General features: G+C 70.8%; 12 protein-coding genes. 7 read left to right on the forward strand and 5 right to left on the reverse strand.

Annotation, left to right across the window (positions count from 1 at the left end; translation table 11 throughout):
- Positions 1–122 precede the first annotated feature (122 nt).
- The 3 genes from EDF28_RS13400 to EDF28_RS13410 all read left to right on the forward strand — a co-directional run bounded on the left by EDF28_RS13400 (position 123) and on the right by EDF28_RS13410 (position 3,013).
- Positions 123–1,118 carry a carbohydrate ABC transporter permease gene (locus EDF28_RS13400; protein WP_111084254.1) on the forward strand — a complete coding sequence of 332 codons (996 nt, stop codon included), beginning with the start codon at positions 123–125 and terminating at the stop codon, positions 1,116–1,118.
- Complete coding sequence (locus EDF28_RS13405; protein ID WP_111084253.1) at positions 1,111–1,950, forward strand: carbohydrate ABC transporter permease; 840 nt, start codon at positions 1,111–1,113, stop codon at positions 1,948–1,950. Before EDF28_RS13400 ends, EDF28_RS13405 begins: the two co-directional genes overlap by 8 nt.
- 121 nt (positions 1,951–2,071) lie before the next feature.
- On the forward strand, positions 2,072–3,013 hold the full coding sequence (locus tag EDF28_RS13410) for a biopolymer transporter Tol (RefSeq protein WP_123938626.1): 942 nt from the start codon (positions 2,072–2,074) through the stop codon (positions 3,011–3,013).
- Positions 3,014–3,073: 60 nt separating this feature from the next.
- On the opposite strand, the gene EDF28_RS13415 is transcribed toward EDF28_RS13410, so the two are convergent.
- The 5 genes from EDF28_RS13415 to EDF28_RS13435 form a co-directional block, all read right to left on the reverse strand.
- Complete coding sequence (locus EDF28_RS13415) at positions 3,074–3,751, reverse strand: ABC transporter ATP-binding protein (protein ID WP_111084468.1); 678 nt, start codon at positions 3,749–3,751, stop codon at positions 3,074–3,076.
- A 134-nt stretch (positions 3,752–3,885) separates the two neighbouring features.
- On the reverse strand, positions 3,886–5,430 hold the full coding sequence (locus EDF28_RS13420; RefSeq protein ID WP_123938627.1) for an ABC transporter permease: 1,545 nt from the start codon (positions 5,428–5,430) through the stop codon (positions 3,886–3,888).
- A 129-nt stretch (positions 5,431–5,559) separates the two neighbouring features.
- Positions 5,560–6,270 (reverse strand): glycosyltransferase family 2 protein, encoded by a 711-nt coding sequence (locus tag EDF28_RS13425; protein WP_185094242.1) that lies wholly within the window; start codon positions 6,268–6,270, stop codon positions 5,560–5,562.
- The gene (locus EDF28_RS13430) at positions 6,267–7,625 is read right to left on the reverse strand and encodes a bifunctional PIG-L family deacetylase/class I SAM-dependent methyltransferase (protein WP_123938629.1); all 1,359 of its coding nucleotides are present in this window, start codon (positions 7,623–7,625) and stop codon (positions 6,267–6,269) included. The genes EDF28_RS13425 and EDF28_RS13430 overlap by 4 nt, the downstream gene beginning before the upstream one ends.
- On the reverse strand, positions 7,619–8,656 hold the full coding sequence (locus EDF28_RS13435; RefSeq protein WP_123938630.1) for an acyl-CoA/acyl-ACP dehydrogenase: 1,038 nt from the start codon (positions 8,654–8,656) through the stop codon (positions 7,619–7,621). Before EDF28_RS13435 ends, EDF28_RS13430 begins: the two co-directional genes overlap by 7 nt.
- A gap of 104 nt (positions 8,657–8,760) precedes the next feature.
- On the opposite strand from EDF28_RS13435, the gene EDF28_RS13440 reads away from it, so the two are divergent.
- The 4 genes from EDF28_RS13440 (at position 8,761) to rplL (ending at position 12,222) form a co-directional block, all read left to right on the forward strand.
- Complete coding sequence (locus EDF28_RS13440) at positions 8,761–9,501, forward strand: response regulator transcription factor (RefSeq protein WP_017888661.1); 741 nt, start codon at positions 8,761–8,763, stop codon at positions 9,499–9,501.
- The gene (locus tag EDF28_RS13445) at positions 9,498–11,009 is read left to right on the forward strand and encodes a HAMP domain-containing sensor histidine kinase (RefSeq protein WP_123938631.1); all 1,512 of its coding nucleotides are present in this window, start codon (positions 9,498–9,500) and stop codon (positions 11,007–11,009) included. Before EDF28_RS13440 ends, EDF28_RS13445 begins: the two co-directional genes overlap by 4 nt.
- Before the next feature lie 265 nt (positions 11,010–11,274).
- Entirely contained in the window at positions 11,275–11,790 is a 516-nt protein-coding gene (gene rplJ / locus EDF28_RS13450) for a 50S ribosomal protein L10 (protein ID WP_123292121.1), read from the forward strand.
- Between the two features lie 51 nt (positions 11,791–11,841).
- On the forward strand, positions 11,842–12,222 hold the full coding sequence (gene rplL / locus EDF28_RS13455) for a 50S ribosomal protein L7/L12 (protein WP_123938632.1): 381 nt from the start codon (positions 11,842–11,844) through the stop codon (positions 12,220–12,222).
- Positions 12,223–12,333: the final 111 nt, after the last annotated feature.

Below are 12,333 nucleotides of genomic sequence, written 5' to 3' on the forward strand. Positions count from 1 at the left end.
CCCCAGAGCCGGCCATCCGCCGGCAGTGAGCGTCCCGTCTCACGCACGCCGTGCCTCCCGTCCGCTGCCACGGACCGGAGTGCGAAGCACCCGAACCCCCTCCTGCCGAAAGGCCCCCGCCCATGTCCACGACGGTCCTGCCCGATGCGGAGCGCATCGACCTGACGCACACGAAGGGCTCGACGCTGTCGGGCCGTCCGCCAGGTCGCAAGCGCAAGACCAACTGGCTGCCCTACGCGCTCGTCGCGCCGGCCATCCTGTTCGAGCTGCTCATCCACATCGTCCCGATGCTCACCGGCATCTGGATCTCGTTCATCCAGCTCACCAAGTACTTCATCGCGAACTGGGGCGCTGCACCCTTCGCGGGACTGCACAACTACTCGGTCGTCGTCGACTTCGACCAGGCGATCGGCAAGGGCGTCCTGCACTCCTTCCTGATCACCTGCGGCTTCACGGTGCTCGTCGTCGGCCTCTCCTGGACCTTCGGCATGGCCGCCGCGGTCGCACTGCAGAAGCCGTTCAGGGGCCGCGGGCTGTTCCGCACCCTGTTCCTGGTGCCGTACGCGCTGCCGATGTACGCCGGCATCATCACCTGGAAGTTCATGTTCCAGCGTGACTCCGGCGCCGTGAACCACGTCCTGGTCGACCAGTTGCACCTGTTCAACGGCACCGGCCCGTTCTGGCTGATCGGCTCGAACGCCTTCGTCTCCGTCGTCGTCGTGGCGATCTGGAAGACCTGGCCCTTCGCGTTCCTGATGCTGATGGCCGGCCTGCAGTCCGTGCCGAACGACGTGTACGAGGCCGCCTCGGTCGACGGCGCGAAGCCGTTCCGGCAGTGGCGCTCGATCACGCTGCCGATGGTCCGCCCGGTCAACGTGACGCTCGTGCTCGTGATGTTCCTCTGGACGTTCAACGACTTCAACACGCCGTTCGTGCTGTTCGGCTCGACCGCGCAGCCCCCGGCCGCGGACCTGCTGAGCTTCCACATCTACAACGCGTCCTTCATCACCTGGAACTTCGGCTCCGGTGCCGCGATGAGCGTCCTGCTCCTCATCTTCCTGCTCATCGTCACCGGCATCTACCTCGCCGTGACCAACCGGAGGTCCGTCCGTGCGTGAGACATTCGGCGCCAAGTCCTTCAAGGTCGTGACCCTGGTCATCCTGACCCTGTTCACGGTCGTGCCCCTCTACGTGATGATCACCACGGCCATCAAGCCGCTCGGTGACGTGCAGAACGACTTCACGTGGATCCCGACCAACATCACCATCCAGCCGTTCATCGACATGTGGTCGACGGTGCCGCTCGGCAAGTACTTCGTGAACTCGCTCGTGGTCTGCACGGTCGCCACGGTGTTCTCGCTGATCATCGCGACGTTCGCCGCCTACGGTGTCTCGCGCTGGAACTTCAAGGGCAAGAGCACCTTCACCACCGCGGTGCTCTCCACCCAGATGTTCCCCGGCGTGCTGTTCCTGCTCCCGCTGTTCCTCATCTTCACGAACCTCGGGAACTCGCTCGGCATCCAGCTCGTCGGTAGCTGGACCGGCCTGATCATCACGTACCTGACCTTCACGCTCCCGTTCTCGATCTGGATGCTCGCCGGCTACTTCGAGACGATCCCGCGTGAGCTCGACGAGGCCGCGATGGTCGACGGTTCCGGCCCGATGGGTGCCCTGTTCCGGGTCATCCTGCCCTCGGCCCGCCCGGGTCTGGTGGCGGTCGGCATCTACTCGTTCATGACGGCCTGGGGCGAGGTGCTCTTCGCCTCGGTCATGACCAACGGCGACGGGCAGACCCTGGCGGTCGGTCTGCAGCAGTACTCCACGCAGACGAACGTGTACTGGAACCAGATCATGGCCGCGTCCCTGGTCGTGTCCATCCCCGTGGTGATCGCGTTCCTCATCGTGCAGCGCCAGTTCGTGGCCGGCTTGACCGCCGGTGCCGTGAAGTAGGCAGCTGGCTCGACCCCAGCTCCAGCTCCAGCTCCGCGAAAGCGACAGATTCCCGGCGAACATCGCCGGGAATCTGTCGCTTTCGCGTACCGGTCCGTGCCGTCCGGGCAGGATGGGGCGCATGAGTGGAGCGCGCGGGCGGCAGCTGCTGCCGGGACAGAGCAGCCGGGTGCACGTGTACGACGTGGCGTCCCGGACGAGTCGGCTGGTGTTCGAGTCGAGGACGGTGCTCGTCGAGGCGCCGAACGTGCTCGACGACGGCACCCTCGTGCTGAACGGGAACGGCGACCTGTGGCTGCTGCCGCGCCCCGACGGCGGGCAGGTGCTCGACGAGACCGCGCTCGTCCCGGTGCCGATGCCCGGCGTCCCCGAGATCAACAACGACCACGTGCTCGACCCCTCGGGCAACTCGGTCGTGGTGAGCGGCCGCGACGGGGACCTGTACCGGGTGCCCGTGCCGGCCGGGGGAGCGGCCGCGACCCTCACCGACGTCACCACCGCGCTGCCGGTCGTCCGGAAGTTCTACCTGCACGGCATCGCCCCGGACGGGGAGACCCTCGCGGCGATCGTCGGGGAGCGCACCGAGGCGGGCGTCTGGACCACCGACGTCGCACTCGTCGACCCCGCCACCGGCGAACCGACGTTCCTGACCCGCGACGAGCACCCCGACGACGGCGTCTCGTTCGCGGGCGAGATGCTCGTGTGGAACTCGGAGCGGTTCACGCCGGGTACCGCGCAGCTCGTCGCGCTCTGGCCAGGGGCGACCGACCCGGTCCGGATCACGAACGACGACCGGGTGAACTGGTTCCCGCACGTCTCGCCGGACGGGGAGCACCTGCTCTACCTGTCGTACGAGCCGGGCGTGCAGGGCCACCCGGCCGACCACCGCGTGGAACTGCGGCGGCTGCCCGGGGTGCTCGTCCGCGGCGCCCGGATCATGCCGGTGCCGGAGACCCTCGTCGTGCTCGACGGCGGCCAGGGCACGGTCAACGTCCCGCCGTGGTCCCCGGACTCCCGCTGGTTCGCCTACTGCGACTACCCCGTGGGTCGAGACTCGGTCTGAGCGACAGTCCTCGGGCTCGTGGCCACGAGGACTGTCGCCCGCCGCGAGACTCGGGTCACCTCAGACCTCGCGCACCTGCCCCTGCTTGAGGTGCAGGCGACGCTCGGCCCGCTTCGCCACCCACGAGTCGTGCGTGACGATGACGACCGTCAGCCCGCGTTCCTTCCACTGCTTCTCGATGAGCCCCATGATCTCGTCGCGGGTGCCCTCGTCGAGCGCGCCGGTCGGCTCGTCCGCCAGCAGCACGCTCGGGTTCTTCACCAGGGCACGGGCGATCGCGACGCGCTGCTGCTGCCCGCCGGAGAGCTCGGCCGGCAGGTGCTCCATCCGCTCGCCGAGCCCGACCTCGCGGAGCGCCGCCGTGGCCCGCTCGCGGATCTCCGAGCGTGCTCGGTTCGCGAGCGACCCCGCGAACGCCGTCTCGACGTTCTCGAGCGCCGTCAGCGTCGGGATGAGGTTGAAGCTCTGGAACACGAAGCCGATCTCCGTCGCCCGCAGGTCGGTCAGCGCACGGTCGCCGAGCTTCGCCACGTCGCGGTCGCCGCCGAGGTGGATCGAGCCGGCCGTCGGCCGGTCGAGCGCTCCGAGCATCTGCAGCAGCGTCGACTTTCCGCCGCCGGTCGGCCCCTGGATCGCCACGAGCTGTCCCTGCGGGATCGTCAGGTCCACGTTCGTCAGGGCGGTGACGGTGCGGTTCTTCTGCTTGTACGTCTTGCTGACGTTGGTCAGCCGGTACATCGGACTGGAGGCGCGGCTCGCCTCCGCCTTGCCGGGTGCGGTGTCGGTGCTGGTCACGGTCACTCCTTCTGGTCGCGTGCTCGGGGTCGGTGCGGGTCCGGCGGTCGGCACCGCGCCCGTGGCGGGGCCGGGCATCAGGCCACGCTCCGCAGGGCCTCGGCCGGACGGAGCTTGCTCGCGCGCCAGCCGCCGAGAGCGCCGGCGATGAGGCCACCGAGGATCGCGAGGCCGATCGCCAGCAGGATCACCTCGACGGTCACCGGGGCGTGCAGCACCACGTCGGTCGTCGACGCGGTGCTCGCGCCGCCGCCGAAGCCGCCGGCCGGGGCGCCGCCCGTCGTGCCGCTGCCCGCGGCCGCGGTCGCCGCGCCACCGGGCATGCCACCGCCGCCACCTGCGCCGCCGCCACCGGTCGTGCTCGAGGCGCTCGCCGAGATGGTCGGGCTGATGATGTTCACCACGAGGATGCCGATCAGACCGGCTGCTGCGCCGAGGACACCGCCGATGAGGCCCTGCACGAGGGACTCGCCGGCGACCTGCCGGGTGATGCGGCCGTTCGACCATCCGATGGCCTTGAGGGTGCCGAACTCGCGGGTGCGCCTCGTGACGCCGGAGATCGTGAAGAGGATCGCGATGAGGAACGCCGCCGCCAGCACCACGATCGACAGCCAGGTGCCGAGGTTCGAGACGAGGCTCGACGCGGTGCTCAGCGAACCGGAGACGCTCGACGCCAGGTCGGACTCGGTGGAGACCGTGGCGGTGGTGAGCTTCTGCTGCAGGGCGGTCTTGATCGCGCTGACGTCCGACGAGGACTCGGCGGACACGTAGATCGAGGTGACCTTGCCGTCGAGGTCCGCCAGCGCCTGCGCGGTGTCGAGGGGGATGTAGGTGTTCGAGCCGGTCGTCGACGACGAGCCGGTCGAGGTGACGATGCCGATCACCTCGAAGTCGGTGCCGCCGATGTCGACGGTGTCGCCGACCGCCTTCGACTCGCTCTTCGCGTAGGACGCGTCCAGCACGACGACGTCCTTGCCCGCGTCCTTCGCGGTGAACGTGCGGCCCTTGGTGAGCTCGGTGCTGGTCAGGGGGCCGACGGCGTCGCCGGAGACCGGGATGCCGGTCACGGTGAACGAGTCGACGTTGAACGAGCCGCCGCCGAAGCCGCCGCCCTGGCCGGAGTCGCCGCTCGGCGGGCCCTGCTGGGTGGAGCTGTCCGTGCTGCTGCTGTCCGTGCTGCTGCCGTCGGTCGACTGCTGGACCTGCCCCGAGAACGTGCTGTTCTCGAGGGTCAGGACACCGGTCGCCGCCTTGACGCCGTCGGTGCCCGTCACGGTCGTGAGGTTCGCGGCGCTGAGCGTGCTCGTGCCACGGGCGACGGCGAGCCGTGACTGCGACAGGTCGGTCGAACCGCTGCTGTCGCTGTCGTCACCGCTCTGGCTGCCGAAGTCGAAGCTCGGCCGACCGGAGCCCGACGCGCTCGGGGTCGTCGTCTTCGTGACGGTGATGTCGGTGCCGACGCCGTACACGGACTGCAGGACGCTGGACTGGGCCGCCTTCACGCCGCCCGCGATCGAGGACACGATGACCACGAGGGCGATGGCCAACGCCATGCCGATCGCGATGATGACGGTCTGCTTCTTGCGGTTCGTGAGTTCGCGCCTGAGGTACGTCAGGAACATGGTTCTCCTCGGTGGTGGCCGGCTGGGGTCACCGGCCGCGCAGAGCGCACGGCGGGGCCGACGGAGGAGAACGTAGGCAGCCGGTCAGTGGCCGCCCCATCGGCAGCCTATGAGCTGTCTAAGGGGCCCTCAGCTCGCGTCGCCGTACTCCCGGCGCAGGTGCTCCGCGTAGCCGCCGGGCGTCCGGCCGGCGAACCGACCGCTCGTCACCACGGGCAGGTCGACCGTCGCGTCGACGCGGAACCCCATCGCGTGCGCCCGCTCGACGAGCCGGACGTCCTCGTGCTCGGGGACGGGGTCGAACCCGCCGAGCGCCAGGTACGCCGATGCCAGCACGCCGAGGTTCGCGCCGTGCACGTGCCCGAGCGCGGCACCGGGCGGGTGCGCCTGCGTCCACCGGGCGAGCACGACCGGGTCCAGGTCGTCCGGGTCGGGGACGACGGCGCCGACGAGCACGTGCGCCCCGGAGCGGAGGGCGTCGGCCTGCTGGACGAGCCAGCCCTCCGGCACCCGCGAGTCCGCGTCGGTGTGGGCGAGCCAGCGGGACGCCGGGTCGGCGGGGTGCTGCCGGAGCGCGTGCGTGGCCCCGATGGTGCGCGCCCGACCGACGCCGACGTGGGCGGTCGCGACGACGTCGACGGGGAAGCGCTCGACGACCGTCGCCGTGTCGTCGGTGCAGCCGTCGAGCACGACCGTCACCGAGACCGCCACGTCGGGGTGTTCCCCGGCGAGTCGGGCGCGGGCGGCGAGCAGGGCGTCGAGGCAGGCGGCGATGCGGTCCTCCTCGTCGTGGGCGGGCAGCACGACGTCGATCCGCGTGACGCCGGAGGGCGCGGTCACCGGACGAGTCCCTCGGCCCGTGCGACCGACACGACGCCGGGGCCGGGCAGCACGCTCAGCACGAAGTCCGGTTCGACGTGGCGGACGAGCGCCGGTCGTGGCCACCGTTCCGCGAGCCGGGCGTCCACCGCGTCACCGCTCGACACCGCCTCGTCGTCAGGGTGGCGCCAGTGGCAGGCGACCAGCACGCCGTCGTCGTCGAGCGACCCCAGCACCCGGTCGATCGTCTCGTCGAGATCATCGGGGGACAGGTAGTAGCCCACCTCGGACATCACGACGAGGTCCCACCGACCCGCCGGCCACTCGGCGGGCAACGAGGCCTGCACGAACCGGGCCCCCGGCGCACGGACGGCAGCCCGGGCCAACGGTGCGGCCGAGATGTCGGTGCCGAGCACGGCGTCGGCCCGTTCGGCGAGCGCTGCGGTGAGGACGCCCGTGGCGCAGCCGAGCTCGAGCGCGGACCGGTACCGCTCGCGGGGGAGCGCGGCGAGCGTCACCGCTCGCTTGCGGCGTTCGTACCAGGAGCGCTCGAAGTCCCAGCCCTCCGGCTTCCGCTCGTAGTGCGCGTCGAACGACTCCCGCGAGCGCGACGCCGTCGGCTCCGGCACGAAGAACCACTCGGTCGACCGCAGGTGGTGCGCGGCGTGCCGGTCGTCGATGATCGCCTCGTCCCCGGCGGCACCGGACAGCGGGCGGACCTGCGAGGCGTAGGCGTCGAGGGCGGCGCGTTTCCGCTCCCGGACGGCGTCGGCCAATGGCAGGACCCGGGCTCGGTCCCACGGCTGTGCGGACGCGGACGGGTCGTCCCAGTGCCACGCCCAGATCGGGTACGTCAGCAGCGACACCCCGGCGGCCTCGGCGGTGACCGCTTCGGCGACCTCGCCCGCGATGCGGTGGTCCCGGTGACCGTCCCCGCGCCACGGCGCCACCACGAGCGTCGGCCGCGCGGCGTCGTCGAGCGCTCGCCGCAGGGCGTCGGTGACCTCGTCCCGGTGCTCCCGCGTCCCGCCGTCGGAGATCCCGACCGACGACGCCGTCACCCCGGGGTGCAGCGTGGCGAGGGCCCGGGTGAACTCGTCGTCGCGCACGGTGGCCAGCTCCGACGCCGTCGTGGTGGGGGAGTCCGGGTGCGAGCGCTCGCCGCGGGTGAGGAGCACGACGTGGGTGGGGAGTCCCGCGTCGGCTGCGGTCGCGATGAGCCCGCCGGCACCGAGGGTCTCGTCGTCGGGGTGCGGCGCGAGGACCACCACGGAGCCGATGCCGCCCAGGTCGACGGGTGCGGCCGACCGTGTGTCGAGGAACGGCGTCCACACCGCGGGGTCGGTGCCCGGCTCGCGGTGGTCGAAGCTCACCACGCGACACCGCCGCGCTCCGTCACGATGCGGCCGATCCGGGCGAGGTCACGGGCCCCGTGGTCCTGCAGCACGTAGAGCTCGAGGTCGGCGACCCGCGCCGCGACCGCGGGGTCCGAGGTCAGGGGAGCCGGGCCGACGGTGGCGACGACCCGCTCGCGCACGGCGTCCACCGCTCGGCGCACCCGGGAGCGCACCGTCTGGGCGAGCAGCGGCCAGTCGACCTCGGCGGCGTCGGGCTCCTCGGACCGGTCGATCCGGGCGGCGGCGTCGGCGAGGGCGTCCTCGGCGTCCGCGAGGTCGAGCACGGTCGCACCGAGCGCGGCCTGCAGCAGTTCGGACTCCGGGTGGGCCGCGGCCAGCGCGCGCAGGACCCGGCCGAGGCCCACCGCACCGCCCCACCAGCACGCGGCGACGCCGATGCCGCCCCACGCGAAGCCCGGTCGCTGCAGGTACCAACCGGGAGCGCCGACGAGCCGTGCCGCGACGCCGTCGAAGTCCACCGGGCCGCTCGGCACGTCGGGCATGCCCCGGGCGACCCAGGCCTCGTCGTGCGCGGTGACACCGTCCTGCCGCAGGTCCACGGCGACGAGGACACGGTCGTCGCCGGCGTGCGCGGTCACCAGCGCGTGCGACAGCGTCGACGCGAGGGAGCACCACGGCTTCGTGCCGGTGAGGATCGCCGTGCCGTCGTCCTGCAGGGCAGCCTCGAGGCGGAGTCCCGGGCCCTCGGCAGCGAAGACGCCCCAGGTCGAATCAGCGGGGACCGGCACGTCGGCCTGCTGCAGGATGCCGAGCGCGTCGAGGTGGGGTTCGACGGTGCGGGCGGTCGCGACGTCGCCCGCGGCGACGGCGGCGAGTGTGGCGAGGAAGCCGCCGGCGGTCCCCGCGGACAGGAGCGGGGTGGTGGCGGCGAGTGTGCGCGCGGCCGTCAGACGGTCTGCCGGGCTCGAGCCGGGCCTCCCGGCCGTCTCCTCGATCCCCGCGGTGTCGACGTGCCTGGCGGACGGTGGCCAAGCGGAGGATCGCAGCATCCCCCCAACCTACGAAGGAGCGGCCGAGTGCCCTCGGAGCGATCCACAGAGCGCGGAGGGGCGGCCCACAGACAGCTCATAGGAATTCCTCGATACTCGAAGACGTGACCATCTCCCAGCCTGCAGCAGCCCCGCGCCTCACGCGTGCCGACGGAACCCCGTTGCGCATCCTGGTCGTCGACGACGAAGCCAGCCTCACCGACCTGTTGTCCATGGCGCTCCGCTACGAGGGCTGGGACGTGAAGAGCGCGAACGGCGGGCAGGACGCCCTGACGACGGCGCGGGAGTTCAAGCCCGACGCGATGGTGCTCGACGTGATGATGCCGGACCTCGACGGCCTGCAGGTGCTCAGCCGGCTGCGGCAGAACAACGACGACACCCCGGTGCTGTTCCTCACCGCGAAGGACTCGGTCGAGGACCGCGTGACCGGGCTCACCGCCGGCGGCGACGACTACGTCACCAAGCCGTTCTCCCTCGAGGAGGTCGTGGCGCGACTGCGGGGCCTCATCCGCCGCTCGCAGATCTCGATCTCCGAGGCCGGCGACTCCCGCATCGTCGTCGGCGACCTGGTGCTCGACGAGGAGTCGTACGAGGTGCACCGTGCCGGCCGGCCGATCGAGCTGACCGCCACCGAGTTCGAGCTCCTCCGCTTCCTGATGCGCAACCCCCGTCGCGTGCTGTCGAAGGCGCAGATCCTGGACCGCGTGTGGTCGTACGACTTCGGCGGCAAGTCCTCGGTCGTCGAGATCTACATCTCCTACCTGCGCAAGAAGATCGACGCCGGTGAGACCCCGATGATCCACACGGTGCGCGGCGTCGGGTACGTCATCAAGCCCACCTCGTGACCCTCCGGCGCCGGCTCGTCCTGAGCATCGTCGCCCTCGTCGTCGCCGTCAGCGCGGTGATCGGGGCGGTGAGCATCATCGCGCTCTCCTCGATCCAGACCGGTGCGATCGACAAGCAGATCACCAGCGCCACCCACCGTGCGCAGCGCTACCTCGAGCAGAACCAGAGCGGGCAGCCGAGCATCGACCTGTCCCGTCCGTCGGGGCAGGCCGCGGGGACCCTGACCGCCTACTTCGTGGACGGGCAGGTCGTCATCGCGAACGTCCTCGACGACTACGGGCGACCGAGCTCCATCACGCAGTCGAGTGCCTCGGCCCTCGGCCAGGTGCGCGTGGGCGGCGACCCGGAGACCGTCGACCTCGGCTCGGACATCGGGCGCTACCGGCTCACCGCCGTCACCGTCGGTCCCGCCGTCCTGGTCGTCGGACTGCCGATGGCCCCGGTCTACGCCAGCGTCTGGTCGCTGTTCTGGGTGGTCGTCATCGTCGTCGGCACCGCGCTGCTCGCCGCGTCGATCGTCGCCGCCGTCGTGGTCCGGCGTTCGCTCCGCCCGCTCGAGCGCGTCGCCGAGACCGCCTCGACCGTGGCCCGGATGCCCCTCGACCGCAGTGACGCCCTGGACGGCGTCCGCGTGCCCGACACCGACCCCCGCACCGAGGTGGGCCGGGTCGGCAGCGCCTTCAACCGGATGCTCGGGCACATCGGCAGCGCGATGCAGGCCCGGGAACGCTCGGAGCAGAAGGTCCGGCAGTTCGTCGCGGACGCCTCGCACGAGCTCCGCACCCCACTCGCCTCCGTGCGTGGGTACGCCGAGCTCACCCGTCGGATGGGTGGTGACCTGCCGAAGGACGTCGTCTACGCCATGAGCCGCATCGAGTCCGAGTCGATCCGGATGACGTCGATGGTCGAGGACCTGCTGCTCCTCGCCCGCCTCGACGAGGGGCGCGAGATCCAGTTCGACGAGGTCGACCTGACCGGCCTCGTGCTCGACGCCGTCAACGACGCCCACGCAGCATCGCCGGAGCACGTCATCGAGATCGACGTGCCGTCCTCACCCGTCGTGGTCGTGGGGGACGCCGCACGCCTGCACCAGGTGATCGTGAACCTCGTCACCAACGCCAGGACCCACACACCAGAGGGCACCCGCATCACCGTGGGTCTCGCGCCGTCGCCGTCCGGCCCCGGCGTGGACCTGACCGTGCGGGACACCGGCCAGGGCATCGACCCGGAGTTCCTGCCGAAGCTGTTCGAGCGGTTCGCCCGTGCCGACAGCTCCCGGTCGCGCACCGTGGGGTCGACCGGGCTCGGGCTCGCGATCGTGGACGCGGTCGTGCAGGCGCACGGCGGCAGCGTCGAGGTGGCGAGCGTGCCGGGCGACACCGTGTTCACGGTGCACCTGCCGGTGGATCCGTCGGCCGCGTCGGAGTCGGAGTCGGCCGCGTCGGCCGCTGCTGCGGTGTCCGCTGATTGGTCGGGGACGCCCGCTGCGGTGGACGCGACCCACTGACGCTGGGGAGGCGCGGGGCGGGCCCGCACCGCGCCTCCCGTCCCGTGTTTGGTGACGCCCACGGCGTCTGGTACAGTTCTCGAAGCCAAAGACCGCCGGATGTCGTGCTGCTCGCAGCGTGATCGAAGGTCCTCACTCGTGAGGCATCCCGCGCAGGTGTTCCGAACCACTCCCACCATCTGGTGAGAGCAGCTCCGAGCCTCTGCGCCGGAGCTTTTTTCGTTCGTGGACCTGGGGCTACCGGCAAGAAACCCCAAGGAGAACCATGGCGAACAAGGAAGCTGCGGTCGCCGAGCTCACGGAGTCCTTCCGTAGCTCGAACGCCGTTCTGCTCACCGAGTACCGCGGTCTCACGGTCGCGCAGCTCAAGGAGCTCCGCAACTCGATCCGTGAGCACGCCACGTACGCCGTGGTGAAGAACACGCTGACCAAGATCGCGGCGAACAACGCCGGCATCTCCTCGTTCGACGAGGAACTCGCCGGTCCGTCCGCTCTCGCCTTCGTCCACGGTGACACCGTCGCCGTCGCGAAGTCGCTGCGTGCATTCGCCAAGGCGAACCCCGAGCTCGTGGTGAAGGGCGGTTACTTCGACGGTAACCCGCTCACCGCGACCGAGGTGGACAAGCTCGCCGACCTCGAGTCCCGTGAAGTTCTGCTCGGCAAGCTCGCCGGCGCCTTCAAGGCCTCGCTGTTCGGTGCTGCGTACCTGTTCCAGGCCCCCCTCTCGCAGGCCGTCCGCACCGTGGACGCCCTTCGCGAGAAGCAGGAGTCCGCGGCCTGATCAGGCTCGCGTTCCACAACCACACGTATTACTGAGTAGTAGGAGAAAATCATGGCGAAGCTTTCGCAGGACGAGCTCATCGAGGCCTTCAAGGAGCTCACGCTCATCGAGCTCTCGGACTTCGTGAAGAAGTTCGAAGAGGTCTTCGAGGTCACCGCTGCTGCCCCGGCCGCTGCTGCCGCTCCGGCCGCCGCTGCCCCGGCCGAGGCCGCTGAGGAGAAGACCGAGTTCGACGTCATCCTCAAGTCCGCTGGTGACAAGAAGATCCAGGTCATCAAGGAGGTCCGTGGCCTGACGTCGCTCGGCCTCGGTGAGGCCAAGGCGCTCGTCGAGACCGCCGACGCCAAGATCCTCGAGGGTGCGAACAAGGAGACCGCCGAGAAGGCGAAGGCGACCCTCGAGGCCGCTGGCGCCACGATCGAGCTCGCGTAGTCTCGACCGTTCGGTTCACGAAGGCCGCTGCCCCTCGGGGTGGCGGCCTTCGTCGTGCGCGACCTTTCGCGCTGAGCGACAGTTCGCGGGTCGCCGGTGGCGTGAGGTGTC

It is taken from the genome of Curtobacterium sp. PhB137, from assembly GCF_003814955.1.
Lineage (GTDB): Bacteria > Actinomycetota > Actinomycetes > Actinomycetales > Microbacteriaceae > Curtobacterium.